The 16,086-nt window shown below is 69.8% G+C and carries 10 protein-coding genes; 7 read left to right on the top strand and 3 right to left on the bottom strand.

What is annotated here, in order from left to right:
• The first annotated feature begins 11 nt into the window (after nt 1-11).
• A complete protein-coding gene (locus VET29_RS02145) occupies nt 12-1,706 on the top strand; it encodes a copper resistance CopC/CopD family protein (RefSeq protein ID WP_324913789.1) in 1,695 nt (564 codons plus the stop codon).
• A 362-nt stretch (nt 1,707-2,068) separates the two neighbouring features.
• Here VET29_RS02145 and VET29_RS02140 read toward each other — a convergent pair whose 3' ends face one another.
• Together VET29_RS02140 and VET29_RS02135 are read right to left on the bottom strand one after the other, a co-directional pair.
• Complete coding sequence (locus VET29_RS02140; RefSeq protein ID WP_324913788.1) at nt 2,069-3,259, bottom strand: acyl-CoA dehydrogenase family protein; 1,191 nt, start codon at nt 3,257-3,259, stop codon at nt 2,069-2,071.
• A complete protein-coding gene (locus tag VET29_RS02135; RefSeq protein WP_324913786.1) occupies nt 3,256-4,728 on the bottom strand; it encodes a type I 3-dehydroquinate dehydratase in 1,473 nt (490 codons plus the stop codon). Before VET29_RS02135 ends, VET29_RS02140 begins: the two co-directional genes overlap by 4 nt.
• 83 nt (nt 4,729-4,811) lie before the next feature.
• Between VET29_RS02135 and VET29_RS02130 the strand changes: the two genes are divergently transcribed.
• The 3 genes from VET29_RS02130 to VET29_RS02120 all read left to right on the top strand — a co-directional run bounded on the left by VET29_RS02130 (nt 4,812) and on the right by VET29_RS02120 (nt 8,010).
• The gene (locus tag VET29_RS02130; protein WP_324913784.1) at nt 4,812-5,525 is read left to right on the top strand and encodes a nitroreductase; all 714 of its coding nucleotides are present in this window, start codon (nt 4,812-4,814) and stop codon (nt 5,523-5,525) included.
• Nucleotides 5,526-6,111: 586 nt separating this feature from the next.
• Complete coding sequence (locus VET29_RS02125; protein ID WP_324913781.1) at nt 6,112-7,221, top strand: LLM class flavin-dependent oxidoreductase; 1,110 nt, start codon at nt 6,112-6,114, stop codon at nt 7,219-7,221.
• Nucleotides 7,222-7,239: 18 nt separating this feature from the next.
• The gene (locus VET29_RS02120; RefSeq protein ID WP_324913779.1) at nt 7,240-8,010 is read left to right on the top strand and encodes a hypothetical protein; all 771 of its coding nucleotides are present in this window, start codon (nt 7,240-7,242) and stop codon (nt 8,008-8,010) included.
• An 8-nt stretch (nt 8,011-8,018) separates the two neighbouring features.
• On the opposite strand, the gene VET29_RS02115 is transcribed toward VET29_RS02120, so the two are convergent.
• A complete protein-coding gene (locus VET29_RS02115; RefSeq protein ID WP_324913777.1) occupies nt 8,019-9,206 on the bottom strand; it encodes an MFS transporter in 1,188 nt (395 codons plus the stop codon).
• A gap of 230 nt (nt 9,207-9,436) precedes the next feature.
• Between VET29_RS02115 and VET29_RS02110 the strand changes: the two genes are divergently transcribed.
• From VET29_RS02110 to VET29_RS02100, 3 genes are all read left to right on the top strand, one after another.
• Nucleotides 9,437-9,997 (top strand): DUF4352 domain-containing protein, encoded by a 561-nt coding sequence (locus tag VET29_RS02110; RefSeq protein WP_324913775.1) that lies wholly within the window; start codon nt 9,437-9,439, stop codon nt 9,995-9,997.
• A 213-nt stretch (nt 9,998-10,210) separates the two neighbouring features.
• Nucleotides 10,211-15,340 (top strand): hypothetical protein, encoded by a 5,130-nt coding sequence (locus VET29_RS02105; protein ID WP_324913773.1) that lies wholly within the window; start codon nt 10,211-10,213, stop codon nt 15,338-15,340.
• A 22-nt stretch (nt 15,341-15,362) separates the two neighbouring features.
• Nucleotides 15,363-16,082: a YcnI family protein gene (locus VET29_RS02100; protein WP_324913771.1), complete on the top strand. Its 720-nt coding sequence runs from the start codon at nt 15,363-15,365 to the stop codon at nt 16,080-16,082.
• Nucleotides 16,083-16,086: the final 4 nt, after the last annotated feature.

The following is a 16,086-nucleotide window of genomic DNA, read 5'->3' as shown; positions in this document are numbered from 1 at the left end:
GGAGGACCCCCGTGGACACCCGGATACGTGCCGCCCTCGCCGTCGCCTCGATGACGGTGGTACTGCTCCTCCTGTCGAGCGGACAGGCGTGGGCCCACGCCGAACTGATCGAGACCACACCGGCCAACGGTGCGCATCTCGACACGGCGCCACGACAGGTGGTGCTCCGGTTCACCGAGTCGGTCCTGCCGGTCCGGGGTGGGTTCAGGCTGCTCGACGACAGCGGCGCGACGATCGCCGAGCCGGCGGCCCACGGAGTGTCCGGCGACGCCACACGGGTCAGCATGTCGCTGCCCGCCAACCTCGGCGACGGGGTCTACGTCGTCAACTGGCGGGTGCTCTCCTCGGACTCGCACCCGGTGCACGGCGCGTTCGTGTTCAGCGTCGGTGACGTGCGGGCGGCCCCGCTCGCCGACGCCGGCGCGCAGGCCGGCTCGGATCGCCTCGTCGAGGCCGCGTTCTGGCTGTTCCGGCTGTTGTCCTTCGCGAGCCTGGCCCTGCTGGTCGGGGGCGCGTCCTACGTCGTCGTGTGCTGGCGGCCCGGGCTGCCGGATCCCCGGGTACGCCGGTTGATCGCCTCGGCGTGGGCCGCCTCGCTGGTATCGGCGGTCGCGCTGTTGCTCCTGCAGGGCCCCAACGCGGCCGGCTCGTCGCTCGCGAGCGTCGTGGACCCGGCGCTGCTGGCCGACACCGCCCGGACGACCTTCGGGATCCTGCTGCTCGCCAGGATCACGCTGCTCGTGCTGGCCGGGTGGCTGCTGGCGCGGCTGAGCACCGTGTCCCGGGGGACGGTCGTGCTCATGGCCGTCCTCGGCTACTCGCTCACGCTGACCTGGAGCGGAACCGGGCACGCGAACGCCGGCCTGCTGTCGTGGTTCGCGTTGCTCGTCGACGCGGCGCACCTGACGGCGATGGCGGTCTGGCTCGGCGGCCTGGCCGTTCTGGCGTCGTGCACCCTCGCCGGGCGCGGCCGGGGGCGGGAGGAGGAGGCCACGGCCGCCGTGTCCCGGTTCTCACGCACGGCCGGCGCGGCGGTGGCGGTACTCGGCGCCACCGGTCTGCTCCAGGCCTGGCGCGAGCTCGCCGAGTTCGGGCCGGGCACCGAGTACCTCACGCTGCTGATCTTCAAGGTCGCCGTGTTCGGCCTGTTGCTCTGGCTGGCCTCGCTGTCCCGGTCGTTCGTGCGGCGGCGGCTGTCGGTCCCCGCACCCCGCCGGGCCGCCGACCGGCTGGCGCGGCAGGACGTGCTCGCCAGGCTCCGCCGGTCGGTCGCATGGGAAGGCGGCGTGGCGGTGGTGGTGCTCGGCATCACCGCGGCCCTCGTGGCCGTGCCACCCGGTGGTCACGACCACGGTCCGAGTGCGGCTGCCGGCCCGGCGGGCCCCTTCCTCTCCTCGCTCGCCCTGCCCGGCTCCGGCGACGTTCAGGTGTGGGTCGACCCGGCGCGTACCGGCGACAACCAGATCGTGCTGAACGTCCGGGACGAGCGCGGGATCAACCGGGACGTCCCGGAAGTCCGGGCACAGCTCCGGTTGCGGGAGGCCGGCATCGACCCGGTGCCGCTGTCGCTCGCCAGAACGGGTCCCGGTCAGTTCGTCGCGGCCGACGTCGTCGTCCCCGTCGCGGGCAACTGGACCCTCGATCTGCACGTGCGTACGACGGAGTTCGACGAGATCGCGGTGGACACCAGGATCAGCATGCGGTGACCGGCTCCGTCCACCGAGGACGGACGGCGAACCGCCGGTGGGGAGAGCCGCCCTGCCCTGACAGGCGGTACAGGACGGCTCTCCCACGCACCACGTGCGACAGCACGGGCTCCTGACTCGTCGAGGGGGATTCCTGGGTGAGCCATACCGGCCCGGCTCGTGACGGTACGCACTTTCCGGACCGGTATGGAGAATCTTTCTTCGACGCGATCAGGTCGGCCCGCCTCGCACGTGGGGCGGCTCCTTCCGGTGGCGCGTTTGCGTTACCCGAATGGTTAGAACATACCAACACACGCATCCCACAGTAATAGTCAGAAATCCCTAGTAGTCGGTCAAAACCCCTCAAGTATCACGCGTCCGTCCTACGGTTTGTAGAAAGAGGGATCGTGGACCTCGCCGAGTACACTCCGGCCAATGGTGGCCAGAATGTGGTCGTCATTGTCGTGTCGCACGTAGAACAACAGATCTCGCTGTATCCGCTCCACCGGGCTCGGCCTGACGAGGCAGCGGGCGCCACAGGCGCGCACGCAGTGGTCGACGGTGTCCAGGGCGAGGTGCTCCACGAGGTGACGCGCCCGGGAGCCAACCATGCGCGCCTCCGTCCCGCGTCCGGAGTCCCACAGCTCCGCGACGTGCCGCAACCACAGCCGACCGGTCTCCACCGCGACGGCCATCGCCCCCACTCGTTGCTGCACATAGGGATCCGTGTTCTTGTGTTGACGCATGACGTACTCGAGGGCGTACTCGTAGGCGGCGTCCGCCGCGCCGAGGAAACTCGCCGCGTAGTGGGGGATGAACGCCGTCTGCCACCCCTGGCGCAGGTAGTCCCCCGCCTCGCCGATGCGCTGCGAGTCCGGGATGAAGGTGTGGTCGAAGTGGACGAGGTGGCTGACCGTCGCCCGCATGCCGATCGGGTCCCACCACGAGGCGTCCACGGACACGGAGGGATCGGCGAGCTCGCAGGCGAGCATCAGCACGCCCGCGCCACCTTCGGACGTGCTGTTCCTGGCACCGCCGGGGCCGGCCATGTCGACCAGCAGGATCGCCCAGTCGGCGCCGGTGGCACTGGTCGCGAACACCTTGGTGCCGTCGATGATCCACCCGTCACCCTCCCGCCGCACGGTCGTGCCGAAGGACTTGGTCTCGCCGGGCTTGGCCGCGCGGGGCTCGCCGCTCCACGCCACCCACCGCTCGCCCTTGCGCACCACTCCGTCGAACCACCGCGACTTCTGCGCCGCCGAGCCGAGCGCGTCGATGAGCACCATCGAGTTCGTGTGCCCTTCCCAACACCGGGCGAGGGAGAGGTCGGCCGCGGCCAGCCGCTCGGTCATCAGCCACAGCGCGAGGGTGTCGCCGCGCAGCGGCCCGATTCCCATGCCACCGTGGGAAACCGGCACGGTCGGGGCATGCAGGCCGGCGGCGAACAGGTCGTCGAAGTCCGCCACCGGAAAGGTCGCCGTGCGGTCGTAACCGTCGGCGCGCTGGGCGAAGGTCTCGGCCAGCGCCGACAGCTCCGCGAGACGGCTGGTGTGGTGGTCGATGTGGACGGTCATCTGATGAACTCCCTCTGCGCTGGGACGGCCGGAACCGGAATGTCGGCGCTGTCGAGACGTTCCGGCCCTCCTGATACGGACTTGCCGGTCAGCAGGCGGAACTGCTCCTCGACCTCGACGGCGAGCACCTGCCAGCCGTCGACGACGACCTCGTGGCGCGCGCGCACGGCGGCGGCCAGTGGGGTCTCCCCCGGACCGTAGGTGAGGTCGACGACCACGGTGCCCGGCGCGATCCGGTCGACGTCGAACGGGGGCTCGTCGCGCACCGGCGTCGCGTGCACGATGAGCGAGTAGTTCTCCGGCGCGAACCGGGCGAGCGGCAGGTGGTCGACGCCGAGCAGGTCCGCCGCGTAACGAGCGCGTGCCAGCCCGCGGTTCACGATGGTGGGGACGACACCCGCCGCCGAAAGGCCGATCGCCGCGCCGCGCCCCGCGCCGCCGCAGCCGACCACGGCGGCCTTGCGGCCGGCCAGCTCCACGCCGGCACGTCGCAGGGCACCGACGATGCCCACGGGGTCGGTCGTGTAGGCCCGCCAGCTGCTTTTGTCGCGCACCAACAGGTTGGCCGCGTCCGTGTGCCGGGCGGCCTCGCTCGCGGTGTCGGACAGCCGCAACGCCTCCTCCTTGAACGGTGAGACCACGGTCGCCCCGCCGAACGCGAGACCGAGCTGGTCGAACCCGGTGCACAGGGCCTGCCACGAGCCGGCGAACTCCTTCACGGGCAACGGCAGGTACAGCGCCGGGAGGCCGAGCGCCCGGTAGGCGGCGTTGTGCAGGCGTGGGGACTGCGATCCCCGCATGGGCCGGCTCACGATGCCGAACACCCGCTCCAGCGGCGGCAGGGCGGGGAAGGGGTAGTCGGCCAGCAGGTGCGCCACGGGTGGCACGCCCCACGCGACGTCCTGGCCGAGCCCGCCGAAGACCACGGGAGCGCCGAACCACGGTGCGAGCAACCGGGTGAAGAGGCCGAGGTCCCCGGTGGCGAGGGCGGTGACGTCGGACCGGCCGAGCCGGGCGAGGAACCGCAGCGGGGCCATCGCCTCTTCGACCGTCTTCGCCTCGGAGGCCAGCAGGTACAGGCGCGCGGGGGTTTCCCGCATGCGTTCGAAGATCGCGTCGAAGCCGGCCGGGTCGAGCGGCCCCCCGTACCAGCAGATGCGCCTGCGGTGCGGCGGAACGGCGGCCAGGAGCTCCGGCGTGAGGTCCCGGTCCACCTCCAGTTCCACGGCGTCGTAGGACCGGGCGGCGGCGAGGAGGCAGTGCCGCCGCTCGGCCGCGCTGCCGACGAAGGCACCGCCGTACTCGGGGCTGCGCAGGCTGTAGATGAGCTCGCCGTCGAACAGGGAGCGCAGCAGGTCCACATCGGAACCGCCGGTGAGGTCGGCGCGTACCTGCAGGCCACTCGCTGTTCCCCGCAGTGCCTGAAGATCGCGGCGTTCTCGCCACACGGCCGTGGTCAGCGTCGCCACGATCGCGCAATTCCCGCGCGCCGATCCATTGGATTTCAACCGGGGACTGGACAAATTCCTTATCATGACGACAATCCTCTGTCATGGACATCTCTGCGTGGACGAATTTCCGAGCTGTCCTCGATGGACGGCAGAGCAAGCGCGCCTTTCTGGTGGAACCGGTGCCGCGCGACCTCCTCGAGAACGTGCTGCGGTCGGCGGCGCACGCCCCGTCGACACGCAATGGTCAGCCGTGGCAGGTCGCCGTGGTGACCGAGAAACGCAAGGACCGACTCGCTCGCCGGTTGTGCGCGGAGTTCGACCGCGGTGTCACGCCGCGACCGGACTTCGAGTACCGGTCGGCCCGGGTCGACGAGACGGCCGACGGCCGGGCTCGCCAGGCCAGCACCGGCGTGCTGCTCGCCAAGGGGCACGGCGGGAACGACCGGACCGCGCGCCGCGCCCACCTGCGGGACAACCTCGGGTTCTACGGCGCGCCCGTCGAGATGATCTTCCACCTGCCCGCGGACGCGATGCCGGGCCAGTTCCTCGAGATGGGCTTCTTCCTGCAGAACGTCATGCTGGCGCTGGTCGCCTGCGGCCTCGGCAGCTGCCCGCAGTTCAGCGTGGCGGGCTATCCGGACGTCATCCGTGCGGAGCTGGGGCTCGATGCCGACCGCCTCGTCGTGTGCGGACTCGCGGTCGGGTATCCGGACGAGTCCGTACCGGTGAACCGGTTCCGCCCCGGCCGGGCCGACCTGGCGGACTACGTGCAGTGGCATGATCAGCCGCCACTCGCGACGACCGGTCCGCGCTGACGGGCGATCTCTCCGAGTCGCCGTCGCACCAGCACCTGGAGCCGGCTCGCACGGTCCACAGAGGACGGACGATCGGCGCCTGCCGGATCGGCGACGTCACGGCCGTCGAGCCGGTGGACCCGTCCACCCGGCGCAGGCGCCGGTGTGCGGAGGCCTAAACCTCTGACGGGTCCGTTCGTCATCGGCAGCAGCGCGGCCGAGTTCGCCTTCGCAGGCCCGCTGCGGGGGGTGTGCCAAACAAGGTAGCCAACGCCGGGTCCGGGCATGCCGAGGCCGGCGTTTCGCGCGCGCGTCAACGTTATCTCCTATTACACAGGGGAATCAGGCGTAGCAACGCGCGGCACGTGCTCACCCAACCACGCACACGCGAGTGATGGAGTTGTCGGTGACGATGAACCCTTCGTCGCTGAGAGTGATGGGACACCTTCATACCGTCACTGACGAGACGTTACCCGACGCCGACAGGACCGCACAAATAATGCTCACGTACCCCTAGGGGTACGCCCACACCTAGGGGGAAACTGCCATGGTCCCGGCGGGGGGCGGTATCTACCGTCGTGTCAAAAGGACTATCTCGGGGTGGGACATGCAAGCCAACGCCCGGCGGATGCGCTTCCACTGGAGCCTGCCGTCGTCCGGTGTCGCCGACCGGCGCAGAGGCGCCCGTTTCAGGACCGAGATCAACCAGCTCGAGGGCCTGGACCAGCAGCGCGACTTCTGTGTGCGGGCCGACGAGTTGGGCCTGGACACGCTGCTGCTGCCCATCGGGTTCCAGCGTGCCGATCCGATCGTCCTGGCCACCGCGTTCGGCCTGGCCACCAAACGCGTCAACCTGATGCCGGCGTCCCGCGCGGCGGTCATCTCCCCGACGCACTTCGTCCAGCAGGTCAACGCCGTGTCCGCGTTCACGGGCGGCCGGATCGCGATCAACGTGGTGTCCGGTCAGGGTTCGAACGAGCTTCGCTACTACGGCGACTTCTCCACCCACGACGAGCGCTACCAGCGCACCGACGAGTTCTGGACGATCTGCCACGCGCTGTGGCGGCGGGAGTTCCCGGTCGACTTCACGGGACGGTTCATCAGCGTCGAAGGCGCGCGCATCAACCAGCCGTTCGTCTCGCCGGACCGGCACCGGCCGTACGTCTACCTGGGTGGCAGCTCGGACCAGGCCACGCGGCTCGCGATCAAGCACGCGGACTGCCTGCTGCGGGTCGTCGAGGCGCCGGAACAGTTGCGCCCGAAGATCGAACCCGTGCTGGCGGCCGGCATCGAGGTCGGGATCATCACCAACCTGGTCGTCGGAGAAACCCACGACGACGCCGTGCGGGCGGGGCAGTCGCTGATCGAGAACGCCGGCGACCGCGGCAGGGCGGCGGTCGCCGAATGGCGTGGAAAGACCACGGAGTCGGTCGGCTTCGAGGAGATCTACCGGTTGGCCGAGGACGGGTCGAGCTGGCTCACGCCGTACCTGTGGACGGGACTGGTGCCCTACATGGGCCCGATGTCGATCTCCCTGATCGGCGGCCCGGACGAGATCGTCGAGGCGATTTTCGAGTACCGGCGGCTCGGCGTCACCCAGTTCCTGTTCCAGGCGCGGCCGGACCTGCCTACCCTGGAGTTCTTCGGCACCAGCATCCTGCCGAAGATCAGGCAGCGGGAGGAGCTCACCGAGGGTGTGAGCACGGGAATCGGTTGAACCAGCCGGGAGAGTCCAATGGTGCAGACGGTCAGTGCGGCGGCGCAGACGATGCGGGCGGACGCGAAGTCGTTGGTGGGCGCGACGATGGACGTGGGGCCGTTGATCGGCACCTGGTTCAACGCCAAGCGGGTCACCGACCACATCGCGTCGCTGGTGGTGACCGAGCGGGACGACGCGCTGGTCGTCCGGCTGTACGGATCGTCGGCCGAACCGGTCGACTGGGGACCGGCGGAGGCCGTTCCGCACGCCTTCACCGGCACGAACGAGGTGGCCGGCTTCCACGCGCGGTACGCCTTCGACGGCACCAGGGTCGAGATCGCGGCCAACGTGAAGATGGGCATCCTGGTGATCCAGACCTACACGTCGTTCCATGACGGCAGCGACCGGCTGAGCCAGTTCTCGCGTGAGTTCTTCTACCGGTCCACCGTGGCGCCGGCCGGCCGCGAGGTCAGGACCGGCCGCCGTTTCCTGGTCGGCGACTGGGTCAACACCAATGCCAACACCAGGTGGATCAAGGGATTCACCTGCACCGACGACGGGGACACGACGCGCCTGCGCGTCCAGGGCGCGAGCGAGCCGCTCGACTGGGGCGAGACCGAGGTCACGACCTACCTGGACGCCGCTGGTGACCCCGCCTTCCACGCCGAGTACGACCTGGGCACCGTCCAGGCCGCGCTCGCCGGGAACACCGGCAAGGACATCGTCATCATCGCCGCGTTCCTCCGGCGGAAGGACGAGGACCCGGCCAACACCTTCTGCCGGGAGTTCTTCGTTCCGCGGTCGTAGCCGGGGTGTCAGATCAGTGCCAGCGCCCGGCGGAACACCGGTGCCAGCACGAGCACGATGCCCAGTGCGGCCGTGCCCGAGAGCAGGTACACCGCCTCGGGTCGCAGCAGCCCCACGATCAGACCGCCGATGCCGTACGCGACCAGACCGGCGGTTCGGTGGATCCCGGTGACGCTGGCCGTCACCCGACCCATCGCCGGCTCCGGGATGCGCAACAGCAGCATCGTGCCCATCGTGACGGACACCAGGCTCATGCACACCCCGGCCACCGCGTACAACACGAACGTGGCGGGCAGGGACCCGACCAGCCCCACCATGGCGATGGCGACGGACATCACCGCGGCCGCGAGCGGGGTGCCGAGGACGATCCGGCGCACCGTGTTCAGCTGGCTCGCCAGCACCGCGCCGACCAGCAGGCCGACCGTCTGTGTCGCCTGGAGCAGGCCGAACGCCAGCGCGCTCGCGCCGAACGTGTCGCGGACCAGGAACACCTGCGCCACATAGATGAGGTGGACCACCAGTGGCAGCATGACCGCCAGCGCCACCACGGCGGTGAGGGCCCGGTCGTTGAACACCATCATGATCCCCGCACGCGCGTTCGACCTCGGCTGGTCCGGGGCCGGCTGGCGGCGGGTGCCGATCAGCATGCTCATGCCGGCGATCATGACGAAGACGACCGCGTCGAGCATCAGGGGAACCCGGGGGCCGCCGGTGAGGCCGGTGACCATGCCGCCGACGGCCGGTCCGACCATCGTGGCGATGGTGACCGCGACCTGCTGCACGCTGTTGGCGGAAGCCAGCTGCCCACTCGGCACCATGACGCTGATCAGCGCGAGGAAGATCGGGTTGGTCACCGCCGTGCCGCACGCGTTCACGGCGGCCAGCGCGAGCACCACCTGCGGTTGGTCGACGAACCCCAGCAACGCACAGGCGGCGGCCTGCCACAGGCTGCTCACCACGAGCACCGAACGGCTGTCGAACCTGTCGACCACCAACCCGGCCACCGGGGCGAGCAGGACGATCGGCAGCGCCCCCGCGGCGAGCAGGGCGGCGACCGCCCACGCCCCGGTGCCGCGGTCGTGGAAGGCGAGCAAAAGGGCGGTGACGGCGACCACGTTGCAGAGGATGGAGGCCGCCCTGGCGCCTGCTGCGAGGTAAAGGTCGCGCGGCAGTGCGCGCACAACGTCGTGATTCATCTACGTGCCAATCCGTACTTAGGTGAAGGTCCTTAGGTACTTCTGTTCCCTAGGAGTTACTGCTACTCCCGCTTTATCCCAACGTGATCTATTGTCGAAGTACCCCTGCTTCACCGTTAAGGCCCCATATCGCCTGTCCCACATTACCCCCAGTTCGGGCAGGTGACATTCAGTGCACACAAATCGTCCGGTTACCGGTTGCCGGTTACCGGATATAGAGGTGAGTTCTCATGCCCCTGTTACGAGCGCGGGTCGTGATCGTCATAGCGGCGGCATTCGCGGTCGCGGCACTTGGTGTCGCCCGGCTCGCCGCCTCGCTGGCCACTCCCGCGACCGTGGACCTCCAGGCCACTGTGGACAGTCTGAGCACTCGCGTCGTCACGGCGGAATGGATCGTGATGGATCACGACATGTCCGGTGACGCACCGGGATACCAGATGCCGCCGGCGATGATGCCCGGCATGCCGAAGAACGGCGAAGAACGTCTCGCCGTCGCCGTCACCGTGGTCAACACCGGGGACGGCACCCGGCCGTTGCGACCCGGCAAGGAGTTCGCGCTGCACGCCGGCGAACAGGGCCGGCGATGGACGCCACACTCGGACACGTTCGGCGAGTTACCCCGGCTCGCCCCACACAACACGGTCGAGGGAACTCTGTTCTTCGACCTCCCGCCCGCCGAGTTGACCGCCTCGGCGGCGTGGATCGAGTGGACGCACGGAGACAGCGCCAATAGGCTCGCCATTCCGATGGATGGCGTCAGCGCCGGCCCGAGCCATTCACACAATCCCTGACCTAATTCATCCGGGTGCGTCGACACCGGTTTTGTCGACGCATCCTGCGTCATCGTCAAATGGAAAGGGGAGTTCATGTTCACGTCCCGCCACAACGTCCACAGGGACGTTGTGCCACCCGCTGGCGGCCGGAGACCCGGCAGCCGTCCGTCGTGGACACACGACGCCGATCCGACCACGCCGCTTTCCGCCCGCACGGGCCAGGAAGGCGGCGTGGTTCTGGCGGTGGTCGTCGCCGTGGCGGTCACCCTGTCGCGCCACGCCGGGGCGGTGCCGTCCGGGGGCATCGCACAGACCGACCATCTCCTCGGTGTCCTGCTGGACGCCATGCTGACCGTCCCCGTGGCCGGGGCCGCCGTGTGGCTGGCCGGCCGGACCGCCTCCCTGTTCGGCATGACCGCGCGGCGCCCCACGGCGTACGTGGGCAGGGCGGCACTGCTGTCGCTGTACTTCGTCCCGCTGTTCGCGCCGCTTGCCGCGCTGCTGACGCCGTTGCACCAGCTGGCGGGTGTGGCGGGCGGGGAAGCACACGCCGCCCACCACGCGACCGCCCTCGACGTGGCGAGCCTCGCCGACCACGGCCTGCAGAACGCCGTCGCGGTCCAACCGGTGGTCCTGGTCGCCGGCCTGGCGACGCTGACCCTCCTCGCGGGGTGGGTCGACCGGCTCGCCATCGCCCCGCCGGCCGTCCACCGGCATCCGGCACACGTCGCGTGCACGGTGTCGGCCGTCGTGGTGCTGGTCGCCGGGATCTTCCTGGTGCCGGCGTCGTACGCCGCGCCGTCCGCCACCGCGGACGACGTCGCGCCCACCACGCATGTCGGCGGGTGCGGCGGCAGCGGTGTGGCGACCCGGACCTTCAACGTGGTGGCCATCAACGTCGACATCACCATCGACCGGTTCGGGGACCACGACCCGTTCGGGTTCATGTACGTGCAGGCCGAGAAGCTGAGCGCGGTACGGGCGCAGGAGGCGGCACTCAAGGCCAACGCCGCGGTCGGCTCGGACGGCAGCGGCGCGAAGGTGTCCAACGGCCTCGGCCAGGACCCGATCCAGCCGCTGGTCCTGCGTGCCCGGCTGGGCGAGTGCGTGCAGATCAACCTCACCAACCAGCTGACCGCCGCACCGCGCGGCGGTCCCGGGTTCACCGCCGTGCCACTGATCACCCAGCCCGGTGGGGTGCCCTCGGTCTCCATCGACATTCCCGGCGTCTCCTACGACGCCGCGGCCGGCGGCGGTGGCCAGGCGGTCGGCAACAACCCGACCAACGTGATGGTGCCGCCCGGCGCGAGCTACACCTACCGCTACTTCCTCGACCCGCTCATGGGCGAGGGCGTCCGGGTGTTCCACAGCGGCGGCGACTCCACCCAGCTGACCCTGCACGGCCTGTTCGGCGCGCTCGTGGCCGAGCCGGCCGGGTCGACCTTCCTGGACCCGGACACCGGCGCCGACCGCACGTCCGACCGGACGTTCAACAGTTTCGCCGCGATCATCCGGCCGGGCAGCGGCACCTCGTTCCGCGAGTTCGTGATCCTGTACCACGAGATCGGCGACGAGATGTTCAACCTGCGGCGGCCGCCGCGCGAGAGTGGCACCCCGGTCAGCTGTATCGCGGAGACCGACGGGCTCGGGGTCGGCGATCCGTTCGCCATGCGGGACGAGGGGGTGAGCGCGAACTGTGGGTACGGCACCCTGAGCTACCGGCCGGGCGGCCGGGGGCTGAACTACCGCAGTGAGCCGTTCTACCGGCGGCTCGAGCTGCAGACGCGCCGGGGCCTCCAGACCGACGAGTCGGTGCACGCGGCCGAGTCGCTGATCTACGGCTCGTACAACAACGGCGATCCGGCGACCCCGATGCCGCGCTCCTACCTGGGTGAGCCGACCATGGTTCGGATCGCGCACGCCGGTGGCGAGCAGCTGCACGTGCACCACCTGCACGGCGGCGGCGACCGCTGGCCGCAGAACCCCAACGCGGTGGCGAACAACTTCGCCGGCGGGTTGGAGAAGAACCCGCCCAACGACGCCTCCTCGATCATGCTCGACTCCCAGACCCTCGGCCCGGGCGAGAGCTACAACAACCGGATCGAGTGCGGCGCGGGCGGCTGCCAGCAGGCGGCGGGCGACTTCCTGTGGCACTGCCACATCGCTCACCACTACATCGCGGGCATGTGGTCGTTCTGGCGGGTGTTCGACACCAGACAGCCCGACCTGGCGGTGGTTCCCGGCCGGTCGGCGCCGCCGACCGCGGTGACCTCGCAGGGGCTCGTCGGCAGGACCGTCGAAGGCAGGACGGTGATCGCGTCCGGCACCCCGACGAGCAGCCAGGTCCTGCTCTCCGACCTCGTCGAGCGCCAGCTCCCACCACAGGGAGTACGGCGTGACAACAACGACGCGACGGTGTGGGACTGGCAGAAGGCGGGCACGACGGCCGCACCGCTGTACAACGGCGAACCCGAGACCACCGAGGTGTGGCCGGACTACCAGTCGCCGACACCGGGACAGCGAAATCCGATCATGTTCAACCCCACCAACGGCCGTCCGGCCTGGCCGCTGCTGAGACCGCATCTCGGCCTGCGGCCGCCGTTCGCGCCGAACGGCCACTCGGGTGCCGCGTGGCTCGGCGAGACCGGCTCGTCGACCCGGCCGGACGGCATCTGTCCGGCGAACGCGCCGGTCCGGACGTACAACGTCACCGGGATCAGTGTGCCGATCCAGGAGACCGTGCGTGAGCGGGACGAGCACGGGACTGTCTTCGTCCTCAACGAGGACAAGGACAAGGTGCTCTCGGACGCGCGGAGTGGGGTGAAGTCGCCCGATCCGCTGGTGATCCGGTCGAATGTCGGTGACTGCGTGGCGATCACGCTGACGAACGAGATGGACCCGGCGCAGCAGCCGAAGGTCAACATGCACTCGCACTTCGTGCAGTTCGACCCGCAGAGCTCCGACGGGGTGATCTCCGGGATGTCCTTCGAGCAGTCGGTGTACACCAACTCGCTGCAACCGCACACGATCACCTCTGGGACGGCGACGGGTGCCACCACGGTCACACTGTCCAATGTGGACAATCTGCGACCGGGCATCTCCATCGCCGTCGGCAGCGGGAAGGCCAACATCGAGATCCGGCGGATCACGGCGATCAGCGGCACCACACTGACCTTCGACCGTGCGCTCTCGAACGCGCACGCGACCGGTGAGCCGGTGTCGGTCGAGTTCGTGCAGTACCGCTGGTACTCCGATGTGGACAGTGGCACGGTGTTCTGGCACGACCACGTGAACGGGATCCAGTCCTGGGCACACGGCCTGTTCGGCGCCCACATCATCGAGCCGCGCGGCTCGACCTACCACGACCCGAGGACCGGTGCCGAGGTCCGCAGCGGCACGATCGTCGACATCCACACCAGCAGCACCGTCGGTGCCGGTGTGCGTGGCTCGTTCCGGGAGTTCATGATCTTCCTCGGGGCCGGGCGCCGCGGGAGGGCAGAGCTGACAGCGGATCAGGCCACCGTCGGGCGGATCGACCGAAACGCCGGTCAGGAGTGTGAGGAGAGCTCGATCAACCTGAGAGCGGCGCCCATCGGAGAACGGACGCCGCCGGGGTCGGGCACCCAACAGAGACAGGAGTTCAACGGCGGGATCGTCTGCCGCAACGCGACCAGCCGGGTCAACGACCCGACGGCGGCCAACACCGTGGCCGCGACGGTGACCGCGGTGGATCCGTACGTGTTCTCCTCGGTCAAGTACGGCGACCCGACCACGCCGCTCCTGCGTGCCTACGCCGGGGATCCCGTGGTGGTCCGCACGATCGGGTTGAACGACCGGGTCGAGGCGCTGCGGATCCAGGGACACCGGTTCGCCAGGGAACGGTTCAACGCCGACGGCGAGTTGGTCGACGCCGCGACGACCGGTATTTCGGAGCGCTTCGACTACGTGCTCGACGGTGGTGCGGGCGGTCCACGGCAGATGGCGGGCGACTACCTGTACTACAGCAGCCGCAACTTCGTCTTCGAGTCAGGCGGGTGGGGCATCTTCCGGGTGCACGACCACCTGAGATCGGACCTGAAGGCACTGCCGGACCGGACCGCTCCACCGAGTGGCGCCGGGTTCCCGATCCTGACACCGGCGACCGGGAACACCCAGGCGACGCCTGGGCCGAACCCGGCGGCGACGTCGAGCGGCGTGGTCTCCTCCACGGCGAGCCCTTGCGCGGCAAGCGCTCCGGTGCGTGCCTACGACGTGTCGGTCTTCGACCAGACGCTGCCGACGGCCCCCCAGGCCGACACGAACGGCATCGTCTACTCGCTGACCTCCGACGCGGCCGCCATCAAGGCGGGCACGAAACGGCCGGAACCGTTGGTGCTGCGGGTGAACCAGGGTGACTGTCTACAGGTGACACTGCACAACGAGATCGCCGCCGGCACTCAGTACGGTGGCACGCGAGCCGGGTTCGATCTCGGGAAGCTGCTGTTCAACCCGCAGACCTCGGCGGGCAGCGCGGTCGGGCTCAACCCCGACACGACGGTGGCCGCGGGGCAGACGTTCACCTACCGGTTCGCGGCCGACAAGCTGCTCGGCACGTCGGTCTTCCAGAACCTGGGCAGCCCGGCGTCCATGCGGCACGGCGCCTACGGCCAGGTGATCGTCGAGCCGGCCGGGTCGACGTGGTTCAACAGCGCCGACGGTGCACAGCTCGGTGCGACGAGGACCAGCGGCCAGGCGATCATCCGCGCCGCGAGCGGGAACTTCCGCGAGTTCTCGGTCAGCATGGGGACGAACGACATGCACTACGCGCAGAGCGTCAACCAGTACCAGGACGTGATCGCCGGTACGGGGGTGAACAGCCAGTTCCCGCTGTTCAACCAGCCGGTCGCGAACGCCCCGGTGTACAGCCAGATCAACTACTCGAGCGCACCGCTCACCACCCGGCTGGGGTTGACCTCGTCACCGCCGAACTCGGATCCCGCATGGGAGTTCGCGTTCAGCTCGACGCGGTTCGGCGATCCGGCCACCCCGGTGTTCCGGGCGATCGCCGGCGACCCGGTCGTGGTGCGGCTGTCGATCGGCGCCTCCGACCAGTTCCATGTGTTCGGCGTCGGCGGGCACGTCTTCCCGCAGGAGCCGCACATGTGGAACGGCGGCAGCGACCAGCGGTCGCAGCTGCTGCCGGCGCGGTCGTTGACCGCCGGTGAGACGGCCGAGGTCGAGCTGGTCGGCGGTGCGGGTGGTACCACGCGTGCCACCGGCGACTACCTGTACGGCGACATGCGCCAACCGTTCACCGAGGCCGGGATGTGGGGCATCTTCCGGGTGCTCCCCGCCGGGTCGTCTGGGCTGGCCGCTCTCTAGGAACTCGGAAGGAGAATCGCGAATGTCCCGGTTGCTCGCCCGGCTCGGCGTCGTCCTGACCGCCGCGGTGGCACTCGTCGCGGGAGGCGGCTCGGTCGCCGTCGCACACGTGAGCGTCCACGCGGACGAGGCGATGCAGGGCGGTTCCGCGGAGATCTCGTTCCGGGTGCCGACGGAGACCGACACCTCGAGCACCGTCACGGTGGCGGTGGCGTTCCCGGCGGACGCTCCGATCGCCGAGGTGGCGGTCCTCCCCCTCGCGGGCTGGACGTACCAGGTCACCAGGACGGCGCCACCGGCTTCGGTGGAGGCCGCCCATGGGAGCGAGGTGTCCGAGGTCGTCAGCGCGGTCGAATGGCACGCGACCGGCCCGGGCATCAAGCCGGGCGAGTACGAGGTGTTCCGGATCGCCGCGGGCATGCTGCCCAGGACCGAGCGGATGGTCTTCAAGGTCGTCCAGACCTACGACGACGGCCAGGTGCAGCGGTGGATCGACGAGCCCGTGTCGGGTGAGCCGGAGCCGGCGCACCCGGCTCCGGTGCTGGCCCTGTCCGCCGCCGGGGCGGACGGGGACGACAACGGCTCGATGATCATGATGAGCAGCACTCCCGCCGCGCCGTCCCAGGCCGCCTGGTGGACCGCGATGGCCGTCGCCCTCCTGGCCCTGGGCGTCGCGCTGGTCGCAGTGGTCATCGCCCTGCCGGCCGGCCGCCGCAGAGGAGGTGATACGCCGGAAGCCTGACCCG

Origin of the sequence: Actinophytocola sp. (assembly GCF_035634895.1) — a bacterium.
GTDB lineage: Bacteria > Actinomycetota > Actinomycetes > Mycobacteriales > Pseudonocardiaceae > Actinophytocola.
Note: the sequence above shows the minus strand (reverse complement) of the source record. Positions and strands in the feature narration are given on the sequence as shown.

Excerpts from the sequence above, each read along its gene's own strand:
- VET29_RS02130 (WP_324913784.1), top strand. The coding sequence starts at position 4,812 with ATGGACATCTCTGCGTGGACGAATTTCCGAGCTGTCCTCGATGGACGG.
- VET29_RS02110 (WP_324913775.1), top strand. The coding sequence starts at position 9,437 with ATGCCCCTGTTACGAGCGCGGGTCGTGATCGTCATAGCGGCGGCATTC.
- VET29_RS02115 (WP_324913777.1), bottom strand. The coding sequence starts at position 9,206 with ATGAATCACGACGTTGTGCGCGCACTGCCGCGCGACCTTTACCTCGCA.
- VET29_RS02120 (WP_324913779.1), top strand. The coding sequence starts at position 7,240 with ATGGTGCAGACGGTCAGTGCGGCGGCGCAGACGATGCGGGCGGACGCG.
- VET29_RS02100 (WP_324913771.1), top strand. The coding sequence starts at position 15,363 with ATGTCCCGGTTGCTCGCCCGGCTCGGCGTCGTCCTGACCGCCGCGGTG.
- VET29_RS02140 (WP_324913788.1), bottom strand. The coding sequence starts at position 3,259 with ATGACCGTCCACATCGACCACCACACCAGCCGTCTCGCGGAGCTGTCG.
- VET29_RS02125 (WP_324913781.1), top strand. The coding sequence starts at position 6,112 with ATGCAAGCCAACGCCCGGCGGATGCGCTTCCACTGGAGCCTGCCGTCG.